The organism is Vibrio sp. B1Z05, from assembly GCF_052955985.1.
Map to the genome: position 1 here is coordinate 574,618 of NZ_CP130463.1, position 19,307 is coordinate 593,924.

Here is a 19,307-nt window from a genome sequence, read left to right on the forward strand (position 1 = left end):
AAATGAGCGCGACAGAACTAAAGGATGAAATTTGTAAGCTAACCCCTCAGGTCAGTGCTCCTCCTATTATTTCATCATTTGATGAGTTAGAAATACCTCAGGTAATTGTTGAAAACCTCATATTGAAGCATCTTGCTGCCTACCCTAAATCCGATGTTTTAGAGCTCGCTAAGTATCTGGGGATCGTGACCCATTTAATCGAAGATATTTTGGCAGATTTAAGAAAGAAAGCGTTTGTAGAGGTGTTCCAACCCTCTTCAACGTCATTGTTTTCTGAATCAGCAAAAAGTCATGTTCGATATGCATTATCGGAGCAAGGGCAAAATAAAGCAGATTTAGCATTTAAAAAAGATGCTTATATTGGTCCTGTGCCGGTGTCTTTAAAGACATACAACAGCATGGTTGAAGCTCAGGACTTACGTGCGCAATTGGTGACTAGGCCTGATGTCGAGCGTGCATTAAATGATGTCTATGGTGCTGAAAGATTAGTGCCGGTATTAGGTCCTGCGATAAACTCTGGAAGAGCTTTATTGCTTTATGGACATGCTGGTACAGGGAAAAGCTTTGTTGCGGCTAGAATACTCAATTCACTCAATACCTCTGTATATGTCCCTCATTCTGTTTATGCTGCTGGTAATATCATAAAAGTCTTTTCAGAACAGCATCATACTCCCGTTAATAATAGCCATAACCGAGATGTGATCAGTTTAAAGAGCCACTATGACAAACGTTGGGTATTGTGTGAGAGACCTAATGTTCAAGTTGGTGGTGAACTGACAATGGATATGTTGGAGGTTAACCATACAGAGCATAACCGAATTTGGATTGCACCCTTACAAATGATTGCAAATAACGGCATTCTCGTTATTGATGATTTGGGGCGCCAACCTATGCCAGTGGCGACCTTGCTCAATAGATGGATTGTGCCTATGGAATATAACTATGACCATTTATCTCTACCGAATGGTCAGCAAATTACCATTCCATTTGTGTTAACAATGGCATTTTCAACTAACTTAGACCCACAAACCATTGCCGATCCTGCTTTTTTAAGACGCTTAGGCTATAAAATTCAGTTCCAACCACTTATTGAAAGCGACTATTTAAATTTATGGTCCGATCTGTCAAAGAGTAAGAAATTAGAAATATTACCGAGTGCGGTAGAGACCTTATTAAATCTGCATAGTTTACATAAAGTTGGTTATTTTCCTTGTCTTCCAAAAGATATATTAGGAATCAGCCTCGATATTATTCAGTTTGAAGAAATTGCACCTCAGGTAGACTCGACTATATTACAAAGGGCATGGGATCTTTATTTCACTGCTGACGAACAGGGAGAATCAGTATTATGAGTAAAGGAACGGTAATATTTTTATTAATTCTGTCAGTAGTCTTTGGCCTTGGTGCCGTCATGGTCGCTAAGCAGTGGATGGAAGGCCAAACTAAGCCTCAGGTTAAAGTTGAGACGGTAGAACGACGTCCGACCGTTATCGCCGCAGTAGATATACCAGAAGGTACTGTCATTGAAGAAAAACACCTGACTAAAAAGCAACTTGAATCAGCATGGCAAAATGCGAATCAAGTACAAAACTATTCTGAATTAGTGGGAATGGTCGCTAAATCGCCTGTCTTTGAAGGTGAATTGATACATAAATCGCACTTTGGTGGCCCTAACGAAGGTGCCAGTTTGGCGGTATTGATTCCTGAGAATAAACGCGCAGTAACGATACGTGTAAATGACGTTGTGGGTGTTGCTGGTTTTCTACTTCCTGGAAATAAAGTCGATATTTTAAATACCGTTAATAATCGCACTAAAACGGTTCTTAAAAATATTAAGGTGCTTGCGGTCGATCAGACAGCTAAAACCAGTGAAAACAAACCTATTATTGTGCGCGCAGTGACTTTAGAAGTGACTCCTCGTGAAGCAGAAAAACTGTTATCGGAAAACAGTAGAGGAGCGATACAACTTGCGCTTCGTAACCCTCAAGCTATAGATCCACCAGTTAGACGGTACGTTGCTCCTCCAAGCGTCACTATTATCAAAGGCACAACCCAATCTAACGTTCGCGTAAATAATTGAGGCTTATCATGAAACGGATTTTTGCAATATTTGCTTTGATTGCCTTGCTAGTACCTTCGGTTCAAGCAACCACGCAGTCGGGGAACACCATTACTATTCCTCATCACAAGTCAACTCATGTGAAGATTTCTGGTAAGGCTAAAAAAGTCTCACTAGGCGATCCTGAGGTTCTGGATATCGTGATGCTAAAAGCTGATGAGCTTTTTCTGATTGGTAAAAAATTAGGTTCTACTAATTTATCGGCATGGGATGCTCAAGGTCGATTGATTGAGTCTTTAAATATTGAGGTTACGCATGACCTTAATAATTTAAAATCTAAGTTATATGACTTCTTACCTGACGAAGAAATAAAAGTTCATAGCGCTCAAGATAAGTTGATACTCAGCGGTTTAGTGAGCAGCCAAGAAAATATGAATATAGCGGTGAAGGTTGCTCAAACCTTCTCTGGTGGTCAAGCCGTTAATGCTTCTGATGGTGACGCAGGACAAGCCGAGTCAGGCGTGATTAACCTTATGACTATTGGTGGAGCACAACAGGTAATGCTAGAGGTTACTGTTGCTGAGGTGCAACGTTCATTAGTACGTCGTTTTGATTCTAACTTTCGTTTTTTCCAACAAAGTGGTGATTTCACTTGGGGGTTAACGAGTGCGGGTGGCGGTATTGGTGAAGCTGGCGGTAGTATTTTACCTATCGTGGACAGTGTAGGGGTAAATGATTTCGGTATACTTGGCGGGTTAGTTGATAGTAATACGCTGTTTACTTTTGCTTTGGATATCGCCAAAGAAAATGGCGTCGCTAAAGTGCTTGCAGAACCAAACTTAACAACCCTAAGCGGCTCCGAGGCTAAGTTTTTAGCCGGTGGTGAATTTCCAATTCCTATCCCTAGTGATGATGGCATTGGTATCGAATATAAAGAATACGGTGTCAGTGTTCACTTCACTCCTATTGTTCTAAGCGATAAGAAAATAAACCTAGAGTTAGCAGTGGATGTCAGTGAGGTGGCAACCTCGGGTGCTCTTGCCTATAACCCTGGTGATATTAACGCAGCTTATATAGTGCCACCTTTAACAAAGCGTAGCGCTTCATCAACCATAGAATTGGCTGACGGGCAAACAATTGGTATTGCGGGTTTATTGAACGAGAACAGTCGTGATGTAGCCAACGAAGTCCCAGGTGTTGGTGACATTCCGGTACTGGGCAATCTTTTCAAAAGTAAGCAGTACGTATCAGGTGAAACAGAACTGGTTATTTTAGTTACTCCTCGTTTGGCAAAACCTGTGGATAGAGACAAGATTGCTCTGCCTACCGATGCGTTTGTGGAACCTACCGATATAGAGTTTTACTTACTGGGTAAAGGTGCTTATTTAGATAATGAAAGAGTAAAACCAAAACAACAGGAGCAATCAACAGAACGCGTTCAAGCCTCAACGGCAAGCGGTGGCTCAGAAGGTCAATTTGGACATTCCTTATAACAGCAAGGAGCAAGTTATGAATTTTAAGCCCGTTTTTGTGATGTTGTTTATCTTAGGTTTAACCGCCTGTTCAAATAACCCAAAGTTAGGAACAGCAGTAAATTTAGTGAAAAACGAACAAATTTATAATCCACAAGCAACCGAAGAGAATAAAGGGATAGTACCGGACGGCAGTGGTGAAAGAGCCCAATCAACAATTGAAGGCTATAATAAAGGTAGTAGTAAGGATATCTCGATCACAGGATTCAACCTCTAGCCTGTGAGGGTAAGGTGGCGTGTATGCAAGGATGCAATATGAATAGAAATAATCAATCAGGGTTAGTCATGATTATTTTTACCCTAGCACTAACAGTATTGTTAGGGTTTGCTGCTCTTGCTATCGATATGAATCATGTGGTGTTGAATAAAGCAAGAGTACAAAATAGTGTCGATGCAGCAGCATTGGCTGCTGCTGTAGTCGCTGATTCAGGTAAAACAACTCAAGAGATAGCAAACGCTGCGTTAGACTCAGTCAAAAATTACTCATCATCAGCTGGAAATTCAGAAATAACAGTGACGCAGAATGCAGTTTTTGGTGCAGGAGGCTCATCTCTTTCTTTACCTTTGTCCGATAGTGCAATCATCCTTATCCAATTTTCCAATGATCCTACGGTTTTTCCTTCATCAAGCTTTCAACGAAAAAATGCAAGTGGTGAGTTTAATGATGTCTATGTACGAGTTCAGGTGACAGGCGTTGCCTTAGAGGGTTTTTTTGTTGGTTTATTTAACGCCAGTAAATCTGTTTCAGCCAGTGCGGTGGCCGGGCCAAGTTCTTCGGTGTCTAGCTCATCAGAGCTTTGTAATTTAGTACCTATGGCTGTATGTGCTAAAGATAGTTCAGATGATGAGTTTGGTGGGTACAGTGAAGGTGATTATCAAGTATTAAAAGAATCAAGCTGGAAAGATTCGGATTTTGATACCCCTGGGAACTTTCAGCTATTAGATTTTACCGGTAAAGGTGAAGTTGATGAGCAATTAGCGGGTGGCTATGACGGTTGTCTATCTGGTGGCTCTGTTAACGTTGCGACGGGTAATAGTGTTGGATTAGTAAAAAAAGGTCTGAATACTCGTTTTGGTAGCTATCAAGGTATGTCAGCGAGTGATTATCCACCTGATATTTATGTTAAAGAAGCGAATATTACCACTGATGATGATGGCAATATCACCTCTGATTTTACCTATGCTGATTATCAACAAGATATTGCAGATGGTAACTACACCGAACAAGCTGGTGGAGTTCCTGGTCGCCGTTTGTTATCTGTGCCAATTATAGATTGTTCAAATAATACCGGTGGGAATGGTGCAAATGCAGAGTTTAATGTTGTTTCAGTAGGATGCTTCTTTCTTTCTCAGCAAGCGCCTACAAGCAATGGTAATAGTGAACCACAAAAAGTATACGGAGAGTTTAATACTGACTGTCTGGTAAATAATGCCACCTTTCCTACCACGCCAAGTACATCAGGAGCTTATAAGATCCAACTATACAAAGATCCTAACAGTTCAGGAGCGTAGCTATGATTTTTACGAGAACGAATAGCAAGGAACATGGATTAGCGGCTATTGAAATGATGGTGATTTTACCCATTTTATTATTATTGCTATGTGCCATATTCGAGGTGGGGCGCATTTTTATGCACTATACAATGTTGAATAAAGCCTTACAGAACGGGGCTAGATACGCGGTTATTGATGTTTACGGGACTGATAGAGCATCACTGATTGCAGATAATAGTGAAATCAAAAATATGGTTGTTTTTGGCAATAAAACGGGTACGTCAAATAATCAAAATATGGAATCAATCTTACCTGGATTATCGGCATCAAATATATCAGTAGATGATTCATCAGCCAATTACGTCACTGTTTCCGCCAACTATGCATATGCGCCTATTTTTACTTCAGTACCAATTATCGGCGGGGTATTTAGTCTGAATATGAATGCTTCTTCTATAATGAGGGTATCACCATGAAGTTAGGCTCTTTCTCATGCTTTTATAAAAAGAATAGAGGATTAGCTGTTATCGAGTTTACGATTGTCTCGACGGTATTACTCATCGCTCTTTTTGCCATCATGGAATTTGCACGGTTTGTTTTTTCGCTGCAAATGCTAAATGAAGTAACTCGAAAATCAGCTAGATTGGCATCAGTGTGTTACGTAACAGAACAAGGGAATATTCCTGGCTTGGCAAGTATTACTGCAGTTGCCCCATCTGGTTATGAACCGTCAATGCTCAGTATTGATTACTTAGATGGCAGTGGGCAACTCATTGATACCGCTATTTTTAATAGCGGTAGCGCTACAGTTGAACAAGTTGATGAGCAGTTTGAAAAAATACGTTTTGTGCGTACGAAGATTGAGAATTTCAGTTTTGGATTTTCGTTATTATCTAATCTGTTGGGCAGTGTAGTAACACCTAATTTTGAAACGATTGTGCCAGCAGAGAGTTTAGGGATTTATAGACCTATAGGTGAAATGGAATCAGTGCCATCGGGCAGTACCAGTTGTTTGTAAGTATTATTAATAATACTAAGGTCAAGGAAGATGAGTGAAGTAGTGCAAATGAATGCAAATGATGAATTTAGACTGGCATTGAAAAGTCAAATATCTATATGGGTTGTGTATAGCACGACTGCATTCAAAGAACATATAGAAATCGAATTAAACAAGTGCACCAATGCATTTGTTAGTTTTATTACTTTAAATGAATTTAATTCTCAACAAATTAAAGACCAAAGTAGCCCCGACTTAATTTTTATTCAATCCAGCGGTGATTGGGCGCAAAAACTTACTGAGTTATATGCCAATAGCTTAGTGCTACAAAACAGTAACTCGTCTTTAGTGGTATTTGGAGATGAAGGGAATAGTTTTGATTTAAAAGTAGCATTAAGAATTGGCGCATCAGACTTTCTATCAGAAGCGACCACAATTGAAGGGCTCGCCTCGATTCTTACTGCGGTTGCAGATGAAAAGTTTACCAGTAAAGAGTTAGCTGAACTGCATGTTTTTGTGAATAGCAAAGGGGGAAGTGGCGCTTCGACAGTATCAATGAATACCGCTATTGAACTGGCTAAAAATGAACAAAATCGAGTGTTATTTTTAGACCTAGATATACAGTTTGGTGCGATACAAGATTATTTAGACTTGAAACCACAATACGGTATTCATGACATTATTGATGCTGCAAATGACATAGATGAAACGGCTTTACAAACATTAGTTTCCAAACACAGTTGTAATTTAAGCTTTCTTAATTTTCAGCAAATGCATCCGATTGAAAATGAATTAAAAGCACGAAGTTTGCATACGGTTATACCTGTTCTTCGTGAGTATTACACGCATATTGTGGCTGATTTATCTCGTGGAATTGAAGCCAATTATAGTTCGTTAATCTCTCAATCAACAAAGGTCTATTTTGTCGCTCAACAGAGTTATGTATCAATAAAAAATACCAATGACATGCTCGGTGTTCTTGAAGTCGAATACGGATTACCTAAAGAGCATGTTGAGGTTGTGGTGAATCGATACGATAAAAAACAAGCACTTAAAATCACAGATATCGAAGATGCATTAGGAGATATAAGGGTTCATGTTCTTCCTAATGATTACAAGGTGGTCAATGAAAGCTCTAACCTAGGTAAGCCTTTTTGCTTAAGCAAAAAAAAGTCAACAGTCTCAGAAGCCATCACTCGTTTAGCTTCGTCTATAGCACCTGTCAAAGAAGAGAAGACAGGTTGGTTAGGGAAAATCTTTAGCTGAAAAATTAGGATGATATATGTTGTTTAAGCGAAAAAATATAAACCCAGACTTTGAAAAAAAAGTCAGCTCGTTGTCCTCAACTGAGAATAACTCTGATGCATCAGCTAAAGAGAACACAGTTAATACTCCCGCTGCACCTGCACCTACTGCCAAGAGAGAGCCCTTACCTAGCGATATTCCCGCTGAAATGGATAAGCACCTTAAGCAAGAGTTAGATGTAAAACACTACTTTCATAAGAAACTATTAGAGACTCTCGATTTGGGTGTTTTGGCTAATTTAGAAGAAAACAGAGCGAAAAAAGAGCTACAAGAAGCGATTCATCAATTAATGAATGATGATAAAACGCACCCTGTTAGTTTGGAAGGTAGAAAAAGAGTGATTAAGCAAATCGAAGACGAAGTCTTCGGTTTAGGGCCGTTAGAACCGTTACTGCATGATAAATCTGTATCGGATATCTTAGTTAATGGGCCTAAAAATGTTTATGTTGAGAGATTTGGTCGATTAGAGCGAACGCCACACACTTTTTTAGATGAAAAGCATTTAAGGAATATTATTGACCGTATTGTAAGTCAAGTCGGTCGTCGTATTGATGAAGCCTCACCTATGGTAGATGCCCGTTTAAAAGATGGCTCGCGTGTGAATGCCATAATACAACCTCTGGCGATTGATGGAGCGTCGGTTTCCATTCGACGATTTGCCGTTGATCGCTTGAATATGGATAACATGTTGGGCTTTAACTCTCTGTCTCCTGAAATGGCAAAGTTTATTGAAGCTGCTGTCAAAGGGGAACTCAATATATTGATTTCAGGTGGTACAGGCTCAGGGAAAACCACAACATTAAATATATTTTCATCATTTATCCCAAGCGATAAACGCATTGTCACTATAGAAGACTCCGCAGAATTACAATTGCAACAACCGCATATTATTCGTCTTGAAACTCGCCCGGCTAACTTGGAAGGTAAAGGTGAAATAACACAGCGAGATCTCGTTAAAAACTCACTTCGTATGCGTCCAGACCGAATTGTTATAGGTGAGGTGCGTGGTTCTGAAGCCGTAGATATGTTGGCTGCGATGAATACCGGTCATGATGGTTCATTGGCAACTATTCACGCCAATACCCCAAGAGATGCGTTAAGTCGTGTAGAAAATATGTTTGCGATGGCGGGTTGGAATATGTCCGCTAAGAACCTCAGATCGCAAATTGCATCAGCGATTCATATGGTCGTGCAAATGGAGCGTCAAGAAGACGGTAAACGTCGCATGGTGAGTATTTGTGAAATAAACGGCATGGAAGGTGATGTTATTACCATGTCTGAAATTTTTAAATTTCAGCGTCAAGGTATTGATGAAGAAGGCAATATTCTTGGTGATTATATCGCGACGGGCATTGTGCCGGGATGTCATGATGCACTTGTTAAGCGTGGCTTAGACATACCATTCGAACTTTTTAAAGCTACTGAGCGTGGGTAGGAGGATAAGACATGGGTGATCTCGGCTTATTTCTCATATTACTTTTTTTTGCGGTGTTGTTTATTTCGCAAGCATTGCTTCTTCCTGTTGCAGGGCAAAAGGCAAGGCATGGTGAATTAACTAAGCGCTTGAAGCATGCGCAAAAGAAACTAGACGAAGAAAGTCTCTCTTTGCTTCATGAGTACTATTTAAAAGAGATGACGCCATTTGAACGAAAAATGATAAAAATCCCCATCTTCGCTAAATTAAAGAAGATGTTGGAATTATCCGGTACTCATATCACCTTAGGTAAGCTTATCGGATGGACTGTTTTTGCCAGTTTTGTGGTTGCGGGAATCTCCATTTATCTTGGACAACTGTGGTATATCAGCCTTGCTTTATTTATTGCTGTGTATGTCATTGTGCACATGGTTATTCAAAAGAAAATCAGTCATCGCTTACAAAAATTTGAAGAGCAGTTACCGGAAGGTCTAGATATGATTAAGCGTGTCTTGCAGGCAGGGCAACCGATTAATCAAGCCTTCAAAGAAGTAGGTGAAGAGATGCCTGAACCTATAGGCACAGAATTTAAGAAAACCTTTAATCTGCTTAATTTTGGCTATGACATGCGATTAGCCATACTGCAAATGGTCGATAGGACACCTACTATATCGATGTTGGCATTTTCCAGTGCGGTTATTTTACAAGCAGAAACCGGTGGTAATTTGACAGAAAACTTGGATAAAGTCTCTAAAGTACTGCGAGCACGTTTTAAGTTATCAAGAAAAATCAGAACTTTGTCAGCAGAAGCACGGCTTTCTTCTTGGATTTTAGTTTTATCTCCATTTGCTTTGTATGTCGTGACCATGTTCATTAATCCAGAACACGCAGATTTGTTGATATCAGATCCTAGGGGAATAACGGCCGTCAGTTTCGGTATCGTTAGCTTGGCGATAGGGTCGTTATGGATTAGACGAATAATCAATATCAAGGTGTGATCATGAACTTTAATGAGTTAGCGTCACAGATGGGAATCTCAGGGCTTTTGACCCGAGATAATTTATTTTTGTTGATGGTGTTAATCGGCACTATTTTGGCCGTATTAGCGGTAGGCATGTTGATTCTAGGTATCAACTCACCTATTCGACGTAAATTGAAAGCGATGGGAGGCGATACAGCGTCTACCCATAAACCTGATAAGTTAGGTGCGGCTTTAGGTAACATGGCTCCGATGATGGTGCCAAATAGTAAAAAAGAACGCGAGAGTATTCAGTTACAACTTATCCAAGCGGGTTATCATGATACCAATGCTCTGTCGTTATTCTATGCGATTAAATTAGTCACAGTATTAGTGGGGTTATTCCTCGCCGCTGCAACTTACCTTTTAATGCATGAATCTAGTTATATGCCGTTAGTGATTATTGTCGCTCTTTGGTGTGGGTTGTTTGCTCCAAACATGTTCTTAGCTAAATTAGTCTCCGAACGAAAAGATAAAGTCAAAGCCGCAGTACCTGATGCTCTAGATCTTTTAGTGGTATGTACTGAATCTGGATTAGGTTTTAATGCTGCGCTTAAGCGTATCAGTACCGAGCTTATGATTAGTCACCCTGAACTCGCAGAGGAGTTAGATACTGTATGTGCCAAAATCCAAGCGGGCGTAGAAATGCCAACCGCTTTTAAAGAGTTGGTAGATAGAACGGGTGTAGAAGAACTTACCGGTTTAGTCAGCATGTTATCCCATGCTGCTAAGGTCGGTGGCAGTATCGCTCAGACATTACGCGATTATACGGAAGATTATCGTGATAAAAGAAAGCAAGCCGCAGAAGAGGTGGCTGCAAAAATCCCCACTAAAATGCTTTTCCCTATGGTGTTATTCATTTGGCCGTGTTTTTTCATTGTTGCGTTAGGGCCGGGTTTGATGACGCTATTTGATGCGCTTAAATAATTAAGGAAGATTATAATGAAGAAAAATATTAAGGAAAAAGCGCTAGCCACATTGGTTTGTATTGCGTTAGTTGGATGTGCATCATCAGAGAATGAACCAAAGGAATTTGACGGTTCTTTATATGCGGGTAAACCTGTTGAATCGCTGACCAACGAAGCACCACCCAAAACAGAGATTGAAGCTATTACTCGAGGTGACGCTGCATTAAGTACCAAGAATTATGACTTGGCCTTATATGAATATCTACGTTCATTGTCATTTACAGACGCAACCCACCAGAATAAAACCTTATATACCGTAGGCCGAATTCATTCGGCAAAAGGCAACTATCTGTTAGCTGAAAAAGCTTATATACAGGCTCTTGATTACGATGAGTTCGACGTTCAATCACTAGAAGAGTTAGGTTTGCTTTATACAAAGCAAGGTTTAACCGAAGAAGGACGCTCTTACTTTTTTAGGGCGGTCAATGCCGACCAAGTGAGATTGAATAACCCTGATGTACTGACTAGTTATTCAGAAGTAACGGATGAAATCTTACAAAGTTTGCCTTACGATTCAAAAAGCCCATTTAGAAGCTATATGGGATTAGGAATTCTTGCTGATGTAGACAGTAAGCATGATATCGCCAAAAGGTACTACGAACGTGCTTTAGAGGTAAACCCAAGGTCGACTCAAGCTATGATTAACCTAGGTTATTCTCATTATATGAGTGGCAGCTATTATTTGGCCCAGAGGATCACTAATAGGGCATTGAAAACGGATCCTGATAATGAGAAAGCATTGAATAATCTGGCTTTAATCTACATTTCTTTAGGGGACAATCGACAAGCGTTAAATATCTTCAAACGTCATATGAGCACGCCAGAGGCTTTAAACAATGTCGGGTACTTTTTAATGCTAAAAGGGAAACCAGACGAGGCAATTCCTTACTTGCAGCAAGCGATAGATAAAAATCCGTCTTACTACAAGATTGCTAATGAGAACTTAGAAAGAGCACTATCTGAAGTAAGGCTTAATGAGGTTGAAGAGGTCGATAAAGAACAGACAGGTGCGTAATCCTACTAGGCAGAAGAGTTCTTCTTCTGCCAAAAACTATCTCTTACGTAGTTGAGTTTATATACAGGCTCTTGTTAGCTTATCTTGAATTTTTATCTCATTTGCTTGCTTAATAATCAACGTGATCTAAGTCACGATTTACTGTGCGCTTTTTCCTATATGATAAATGCCACTAAAGGCGCTATAAGTGTGATTGTTGTTGCCTATTTGAGATGAATTTTTGCAATCTAATTACTGTAGATCTTATATGAACTCTATTTATACGGAAGTTAACTACAGTTCAAAGTCTATCCATCACTCACTATTCTAGATAGAAGCAAAAGAGGCATGTTTTGTCATCGCTCACTTTGTCTCTATCAAAGATCAACTCAAGTTAACGTACTTCACTATCACCATTAAGGTATATACAGCGTTATACAGCCTACTGTCAGAGTTCATAATAGAGGCTTATAAAGGTTAGATATTAAGATTTTTTAGTGAGGAATTTGACACACTAGAATGATCAATTAGTGACTCAATCGTTAGACTTGGCGCTTAAAAAACAAACGTGTTTGTGTGACGCATTACTTGTGACTATCATCTATTCTATCTAATACCATTAACAATCTAGAACTTAGTCACTAATGTTGGATTATTATTCAAAGATAAACAAGGTTTAATATTGTTATCTGTTTAATAGTGATAAGAAACTCATTGTGTAACTTAGACTTAGAGAAAGTATCAGATGATATTTCTCTTATCTGATGTGTGTCTATTTTGTAAAAATTAGGTGTGTTAATTTAGAAAATAGGAGTCAAAATCGTGATCTTTATCACGTTTCGGCTGTTTTAAATACAGATGATAATAACTATCACCTATTCGCCTGCTAACCTGCTTCGCGACTTTGAGCCGTTCAAAGCGAAATTATAAGATTAATAGGAGTGTTCAAAGATGAATACTGATAAAAAGAAGAAGTCACTGACCACCCGAGTCTTGCTCGGTATGGGATTAGGTGTATTGACAGGCTTTATCATTCGATTAGCGTTTAGCGATAACCAATTTATTAACGAATACCTCGTCAATGGTTTTTTTGATGTTGGTGGTTCCATTTTCATCGCTAGTTTAAAAATGTTAGTTGTACCTTTGGTATTTGTGTCACTGGTATGTGGTACAAGTTCTTTAAAGGATATAGCAACTTTAGGTCGTTTAGGTGGCAAAACTATTGGTTTTTATCTGGTAACGACCATGATTGCTATCTCTATGGCGATCTTTATGGGTACGGTATTTCAACCTGGAGCAGGGGCCGATTTAGCAGCCGCTACGACCTTCTCTACCAGTGAAGCACCATCACTCGGACAAGTTATTGTAGGCATGTTTCCTACTAACCCAATTAACTCTATGGCACAGGGTAATACCCTGCAAATCATTGTCTTTGCTGTATTATTTGGGATAGCAATCAGTGCGTGTGGCGAAACAGGCGAGCGTGTTGCTGCTGCTTTCCAAGATTTAAACGAAGTGATCATGAAGCTGGTGGCTTTATTAATGAATGTTGCGCCTTATGGTGTCTTCTTCTTAATGGCGAAGTTATTTAGCACCATTGGTCTAAGTGCGATCATGAATTTAGGCGAGTACTTCTTGGTACTCTCTGCCGCATTGTTGATTCAAGGCCTCATTGTTTATCCATTGATTTTGAAAGCCACTACAGGTCTAAATCCAATTCATTTCTTGAAGAAGATGGAAGATGCTGTGATGTTTGCTTTTTCTACGGCGTCTTCAAATGCCACTATTCCTGTAACAATGGAAACTGCTACGCATCGTTTAGGTGTTAAAAACCGTGTTGCATCTTTCACTATTCCACTGGGTGCAACCATCAACATGGATGGTACTGCCATCATGCAGGGTGTCGCGACAGCGTTTATTGCGCAGGCGTTTAATGTCCATCTAGGCATGGGTGATTACCTAACGGTTATCCTAACCGCAACACTCGCATCTATCGGTACAGCAGGTGTTCCAGGTGTTGGTCTTATCATGCTAGCAATGGTATTGAACCAAGTAGGCCTACCTTTAGAAGGTATTGCGCTTATCATGGGTGTGGATCGTCTATTAGATATGATTCGTACTGCGGTTAACATTACCGGTGATAGTGCGGTAACTGTGATTGTAGGTAAATCAGAAGGTGCTTTGGATATTGATACTTTCAATGATCCGGACGCAGGAAAGAAGGTCGAAGAGGTCAAACTGGCTAAATAATTGCTGACCTAACAGATTGTTATCCCCTAGCTAGCCCAGACTCAGTTTGGTTAGGGGAAATTAAACTTCGGTATTAATGCCGCTCATCTTAGGTGAGCGGCATTTTTTTTGAGCAGACTAATTATCTAAATGTCTAATTATCTAAATGGATATGAGTCTGTTGTTTGTTTAGCTCGGTTGCATTTTGAGTTTTATCCGTGAAGTAGTTCACTGCTATGGTGTTCGTGGCAGGGAAGTGCTTAAACCAAGAGGTGTTGATGTCATTTAGCTGCTGCGGATTTTGGCAGTTAAATTGGTATTTGATATCAAAGCTAGCATGTGCGCTATGTTCAACAAAAGGATTATGTATATCTTGCGCTGCGGGCTGTTCAAATGATGATTTAACTAGGCTTACTGCACTATCTGTTATTGAGCATTGCGCTTCTGTATTTATGTTTATTATCGAGAGAGAATCATTCAAAAGTTGATTCGCTCTGCTCATTGCACTCTTTTCTTGCTCTGTATTGGCTGTATGCTCAAAACCCACCACATCCATTCCTGGCGCATAGATTTCAATTAATAGCCCTGTACCATCTTGAGCAATATCATAGGTGACAAAGCCATGTACATGAGCTCCATGCTGCCTAAAGGTAGAGGCAAGGCTTGGTACTGCGATAAAAGTACAAAGGAGTGCAGGGAGAATACGCATAGTATGAGGTTTTGTGTTCATGATAAGGGTAACAAATAATAAAGAGCCTAAAGCATACTCGCTAGGCGCAAGATAGTGATGTTGACAAAGTTATATTGAATGAATGGTTATTGCCCAGTTTAGCCTAGTATCGCCTTTGAAATTCTTTTAAATAGATATAAAAAGACCCGCACATTTAGGTGCAGGTCTATGCTGTCAGTCTTGTTATAATTGCAGTGATTAGTTATTGCTGTGCAATTCGCTGTTTAGCTCAACTGCAGATTTATTGGTAAGACACTCAATAATACCGGTTTGAGAATTACGGCGGAATAGTAGGTCAGATTTGCCTGCAAGATCGCGCGCCTTAACAACTTCAACTTCTTTGCCGCTGTTGTCTAGCATGCGCACTTTAGTACCTGCTGTTACGTACAAACCAGACTCAATCGTACAACGATCACCTAGTGGGAAGCCAAGACCGGCATTAGCACCGAGTAGGCTATTTTCACCGATAGAGATAACAACTTTACCGCCACCAGATAATGTCCCCATGATAGAAGCGCCACCACCGATATCAGAACCGTTGCCAACCATAACACCAGCAGAGATACGGCCTTCAACCATGCTCACGCCTGTAGTACCAGCGTTGAAGTTAATGAAGCCTTCATGCATAACTGTTGTGCCGTTACCCACATGTGCGCCAAGGCGAACACGAGAAGTATCTGCAATGCGAACACCTGTTGGAACAATGTAGTCGACCATTTTAGGGAACTTATCCACGCAATCTACGCTCAGTGCGCGACCAGCAAGACGAGCTTCGATTTGGCGATCGGCAAGTTCAGGGAGATCAATCGGGCCTTCGTTTGTCCATGCAATGTTGTGTAGCAGACCAAAAATACCATCAAGTACAATGCCGTGAGGCTGAGCCAGACGGTGAGAGATCAGTTGCAGCTTCAAGAAACCTTCAGCAACAGTTTGAGGTTTTTCATCACTGGCTAAGATAACAACAACAAGAGGTTGGCTAGATTGCGCCGCTTTTGCTGCAAAGTCAGCACTTGCTGCTTGGCCATTGCTTTCAAATACGCCAGCAAGCTCAGAGCATTGCTCTGGAGTAATCTCGATGCTTTGATTACCTTCGGTGTAACCCACCACTTGTTTAACTGCAGCAACCAGCTCAGTTGCTGGTGACAGTAGTGGGGTTGGGAAGAAAGCTTCAATAATTTTGTTATCTCGGTTTTTAGTTGCGCTACCGAGTGCCAGTGCGAAGAAAGACATCAATTAATCTCCATATATTGTGTTTTTAGCACGAACTACCACCTATTTTTATGCGTTAAGGTGAGTAGACGTACCTCTCAAGTTTTGTTGATAGCCTTACACTATAATAAGCACAAGCAGGCGTGAAAAGAGCTAAATGACGAAAACTGATAATAAAGCGCCTTGCCAACGCTCGGGTATTGAGCAAGCAAGGCGATATTTGGTCAAGTAAGCAGTGTAATTAGACAAACAACGCGATGTAAGCTTGATGGATACCTTCAATCAACATCTGCATGCCAATAACCGCCAGTATTAAACCCATCATACGAGTAATTACGTTTAGCGCGCTCGGTCCAATAGCTCGAACAAACTGCTCTCCAGAGACAAACAGTGCGTAGGTCAGTCCACAAAGCAGTCCAAAGGAGATAATGGTAATAATAACTTCAAAGTTGCCACCAACCGCTGCAAAGTTCATTGCGGTAGCAATGGTTCCGGGGCCTGCAAGGATAGGCATAGCAAGAGGGGATACGCCAATACTCAGCGCCGCTTCTTTTTGCGCTATGGTGTGACTGGCCGATTTTTCTGGCTTATGGTGTTCGTTATTACCGCGCAACATGTTCAGACCAATCATAAATACCAAAATACCGCCGGTAATTCTGAGGGCGTATAAAGTGATACCAAACAGGTCAAAGATGAGCTTTCCTGAAATAGCGAATATGGTGACGATAATAAAAGCAATAATGCAAGAGCGCAGTGCTATAGACTTTACTGTTTGATGATCGTTGCCACGAGTCAAACCGATGAAGATAGGTGTATTAGCGATTGGGTTCATGATAGCAAAAAAGCCCATGAACACAGCTAGGGCATGTACGATAAGGTCTTTCATATAGTCCTTTGTAAGGTAATTAGCAATCTATCTTGCAGTTTGGAAGTAGAGATACCCTATATGATAAAGGACTATATTAGTTACGGCTACTTATGCAGCGTCAGAAGTTGCTGAGTTGACATCATCCTGACTAACAACCTTTGGTTTTTTCGGTGTTGGCTTACGTTTTGCGCCCAAAGCGTACAAAACTTCTTCTTTGTGCTTAGCTAAGTACATAGAAAGCTCTTCTTGTTGGGCTTCATCGGTGATGATTTCGCTATTTCCTAATAGAGTAAATAGTTCATCAGCCATATCCAGCATCTTGTCATATGCGTCCGCTTCGGCTTTTGAGGTAAAAGTCATCTTTTCTTCTCCGTTGCGTTCTACCACGTACTTGACGATAACAGCCATGGTCCATCCTCATAAATTGATTGTTAATAATTGAATACTGGTTATTTATACATTAAATCACGCGCTACAGTCTAGCTGAGTTGCTTATTTTGTGCAGTGAGCGCTCAATCGCCACTCAAGACTGTATTGTAAAAATGCCGCCAGCAGTGGATTTAAATACTTATCTTTATGCAGCACAATTTGCATGGTTCTATCTAAGGGTAAATCAATATCGAGCTTGCTGATTTTTCCAGCTTTGAGTGCGCTATCAATTGAAAGCTCAGATAAACAGGCTAACCCTAACCCTGCTGCAACACCATTGATGATCGCTTCACTATTACTTAGCTCAAACTCCCCTTGCCACTGGGTTAAATTTTGCGCGATGTGTTGAATAAAATAATCTCTAGAGCCAGAGCCTTGCTCTCTTAACAGCCAGTTATTGGCTTCCAGTTCATGAATGGATAGCTTGCTATTTTTCGCTAAAGGGTTGTCTGGCTTACAAATAATGCACATTCGGTCAAAACCAAATGGATGATGGGTCAGCTTATCTGAGTCTTCATTGCTTTCGATGAGGGCAATATCAATACGGTAATCAATGATTTTTTGACTAAGCAGGGATGAATTTTCTAGTAAGGTGGTAAAACGCACTGCCGGATGTTGCTGCCTAAAATCTCGAATTAGGTAGGGAAGTAGTTGGTTACCTATTGTATTACTGGCCCCTACATTCAGTTCACCACTCAATGTATTTGAATCATTAAACAAAGAGGGAATAGCGCGAGCTCGATCCAATAGCTCATCCGCAACGGGCAGTAGAGTAGAGCCTTCCTTGTTCAAGACAAGGCGATTATTCACCCTATCAAATAATGTATGTCCAAGTTGGTTTTCTAGCTCATTAAGAGATAGACTCACCGCCGCTTTCGATAGGCATAGTGTTTGTGCGGCGCTGGACATAGAGCTTGCTTTGGCAATAGAGGTAAATACTTCGAGTTGTCTTAGGGTAAAAGAAATCATAAGTGTTTATTTTTACTTAACGCTAGTTTTAAATATTTAAATTTTAATAAACATAACTTAAGAATACACTCTTTGCATCAACTTAATGAACAGCGGTTAATAATCTGCGGAGCAATCACATGCAAACACAATCTCGTTTAGCCAATGCACCCACGCCAATGGCGGGTTTGGCCTTAGGTATTGCCAGTTTAGGCTGGAGCCTAGAAAATTTAGGCATGTTTGGTGGATATGCACAAATGATAGGCGCGGTAATTGCGGCAACATTATTGCTGATTTTGAGCGGTAAATTCTTACTTCATTCACATCTATTAAAGCAAGATTTATCTCATCCAGTAGTGGGGAGTGTTGTGCCCACTTTTGCTATGGCGAGTATGGTAGTGTCGTATGCTATTGGTCAGCATTGGGCGCTATTCGGCAACATGTTATGGCTCATCTCGGTAATTTTGCACATTATCTTTTTAACGAGCTTTACCTTTCATCGCAGTCAAAATTTTGAGCTTAGCCATATGCTGCCGAGTTGGTTTGTACCACCGGTAGGGATTATTGTGGCCGCTTTAACTTACTCAGGCAGTGCCTCTTTACACTGGATTGGCGCGGCGACCTTATATTTTGGCATGATTGCCTACGCTATCATGTTGCCGATAATGATTTATCGTTTGATGTTTTCAGAACTCGTGCAAGATGCCGCTAAGCCTACATTGGCAATTTTAGCAGCGCCAGCCAGTTTATCATTAGCCGGTTACTTATCATTTGTTGCGTCGCCATCACCACTGATTGTTGCGCTACTGTTTGGTATCGCAATTCTTATGACAGCCATTATCTACATGGCGTTTTACCGCCTGTTAAAACTGCCGTTTAGCCCAGGTTATGCTGCTTTTACTTTCCCACTGGTGATCAGTGCAACCGCTATGTTTAAGGTGGCGGCATGGATGACAAATATGAATATCGCAACAGAGTATGTTCAGCAGGTTCACACTCTAGCGGTACTGGAGTTAGGCGTTGCATTTATCATTGTGAGTTACGTGGCAATACAATATTTCAATAATTTATTGATTCAACCAAGGTTGGCAATTAGCAGTAAATAACCTCACA

At 40.5% G+C, this 19,307-nt stretch carries 19 protein-coding genes; 14 read left to right on the top strand and 5 right to left on the bottom strand.

The features are described from left to right. Positions 1–2 precede the first annotated feature (2 nt). The 13 genes from QV280_RS02725 (at position 3) to QV280_RS02785 (ending at position 14,031) form a co-directional block, all read left to right on the top strand. Entirely contained in the window at positions 3–1,352 is a 1,350-nt protein-coding gene (locus tag QV280_RS02725) for an AAA family ATPase (RefSeq protein ID WP_152822579.1), read from the top strand. Further along, positions 1,349–2,080, top strand: a complete 732-nt coding sequence (gene cpaB, locus QV280_RS02730; protein ID WP_021714697.1) for a Flp pilus assembly protein CpaB — start codon at positions 1,349–1,351, stop codon at positions 2,078–2,080. The genes QV280_RS02725 and cpaB overlap by 4 nt, the downstream gene beginning before the upstream one ends. Before the next feature lie 8 nt (positions 2,081–2,088). Then, positions 2,089–3,552 (top strand): type II and III secretion system protein family protein, encoded by a 1,464-nt coding sequence (locus QV280_RS02735; protein WP_119006039.1) that lies wholly within the window; start codon positions 2,089–2,091, stop codon positions 3,550–3,552. 16 nt (positions 3,553–3,568) lie between these two features. Beyond that, a complete protein-coding gene (locus QV280_RS02740) occupies positions 3,569–3,808 on the top strand; it encodes a hypothetical protein (RefSeq protein WP_021714699.1) in 240 nt (79 codons plus the stop codon). Positions 3,809–3,846: 38 nt separating this feature from the next. Next, complete coding sequence (locus QV280_RS02745; RefSeq protein WP_021714700.1) at positions 3,847–5,103, top strand: pilus assembly protein TadG-related protein; 1,257 nt, start codon at positions 3,847–3,849, stop codon at positions 5,101–5,103. A gap of 2 nt (positions 5,104–5,105) precedes the next feature. After that, positions 5,106–5,561 (top strand): TadE/TadG family type IV pilus assembly protein, encoded by a 456-nt coding sequence (locus tag QV280_RS02750; RefSeq protein WP_021714701.1) that lies wholly within the window; start codon positions 5,106–5,108, stop codon positions 5,559–5,561. Then, on the top strand, positions 5,558–6,103 hold the full coding sequence (locus QV280_RS02755; protein ID WP_021714702.1) for a TadE family protein: 546 nt from the start codon (positions 5,558–5,560) through the stop codon (positions 6,101–6,103). The genes QV280_RS02750 and QV280_RS02755 overlap by 4 nt, the downstream gene beginning before the upstream one ends. A 30-nt stretch (positions 6,104–6,133) precedes the next feature. Then, positions 6,134–7,348 (top strand): AAA family ATPase, encoded by a 1,215-nt coding sequence (locus QV280_RS02760; protein ID WP_021714703.1) that lies wholly within the window; start codon positions 6,134–6,136, stop codon positions 7,346–7,348. 16 nt (positions 7,349–7,364) lie between these two features. Then, a complete protein-coding gene (locus QV280_RS02765; RefSeq protein WP_021714704.1) occupies positions 7,365–8,822 on the top strand; it encodes a CpaF family protein in 1,458 nt (485 codons plus the stop codon). 11 nt (positions 8,823–8,833) lie between these two features. Further along, positions 8,834–9,799, top strand: a complete 966-nt coding sequence (locus tag QV280_RS02770) for a type II secretion system F family protein (protein WP_023404737.1) — start codon at positions 8,834–8,836, stop codon at positions 9,797–9,799. A gap of 2 nt (positions 9,800–9,801) precedes the next feature. Then, positions 9,802–10,746: a type II secretion system F family protein gene (locus QV280_RS02775; protein ID WP_152822582.1), complete on the top strand. Its 945-nt coding sequence runs from the start codon at positions 9,802–9,804 to the stop codon at positions 10,744–10,746. Between the two features lie 15 nt (positions 10,747–10,761). Next, entirely contained in the window at positions 10,762–11,802 is a 1,041-nt protein-coding gene (locus tag QV280_RS02780; protein ID WP_023404739.1) for a tetratricopeptide repeat protein, read from the top strand. Between the two features lie 930 nt (positions 11,803–12,732). After that, positions 12,733–14,031 (top strand): dicarboxylate/amino acid:cation symporter, encoded by a 1,299-nt coding sequence (locus tag QV280_RS02785; protein WP_023404740.1) that lies wholly within the window; start codon positions 12,733–12,735, stop codon positions 14,029–14,031. A gap of 133 nt (positions 14,032–14,164) precedes the next feature. Here the strand turns inward: QV280_RS02785 and QV280_RS02790 are convergent, their stop codons facing one another. The 5 genes from QV280_RS02790 to QV280_RS02810 all read right to left on the bottom strand — a co-directional run bounded on the left by QV280_RS02790 (position 14,165) and on the right by QV280_RS02810 (position 18,215). Beyond that, positions 14,165–14,740: a ZrgA family zinc uptake protein gene (locus QV280_RS02790; protein WP_152822585.1), complete on the bottom strand. Its 576-nt coding sequence runs from the start codon at positions 14,738–14,740 to the stop codon at positions 14,165–14,167. Positions 14,741–14,938: 198 nt separating this feature from the next. Beyond that, positions 14,939–15,970 (bottom strand): 2,3,4,5-tetrahydropyridine-2,6-dicarboxylate N-succinyltransferase, encoded by a 1,032-nt coding sequence (gene dapD, locus QV280_RS02795; RefSeq protein ID WP_023404742.1) that lies wholly within the window; start codon positions 15,968–15,970, stop codon positions 14,939–14,941. Positions 15,971–16,190: 220 nt separating this feature from the next. Beyond that, positions 16,191–16,835: a MarC family protein gene (locus QV280_RS02800; protein ID WP_021714711.1), complete on the bottom strand. Its 645-nt coding sequence runs from the start codon at positions 16,833–16,835 to the stop codon at positions 16,191–16,193. Positions 16,836–16,925: 90 nt separating this feature from the next. Beyond that, positions 16,926–17,225 carry a YebG family protein gene (locus QV280_RS02805; RefSeq protein ID WP_021714712.1) on the bottom strand — a complete coding sequence of 100 codons (300 nt, stop codon included), beginning with the start codon at positions 17,223–17,225 and terminating at the stop codon, positions 16,926–16,928. An 84-nt stretch (positions 17,226–17,309) separates the two neighbouring features. Continuing rightward, positions 17,310–18,215 carry a LysR substrate-binding domain-containing protein gene (locus QV280_RS02810; RefSeq protein WP_021714713.1) on the bottom strand — a complete coding sequence of 302 codons (906 nt, stop codon included), beginning with the start codon at positions 18,213–18,215 and terminating at the stop codon, positions 17,310–17,312. Between the two features lie 119 nt (positions 18,216–18,334). Here QV280_RS02810 and QV280_RS02815 point away from each other — a divergent pair, with 119 nt between their 5' ends. Next, positions 18,335–19,300: a TDT family transporter gene (locus QV280_RS02815; protein WP_152822588.1), complete on the top strand. Its 966-nt coding sequence runs from the start codon at positions 18,335–18,337 to the stop codon at positions 19,298–19,300. Positions 19,301–19,307: the final 7 nt, after the last annotated feature.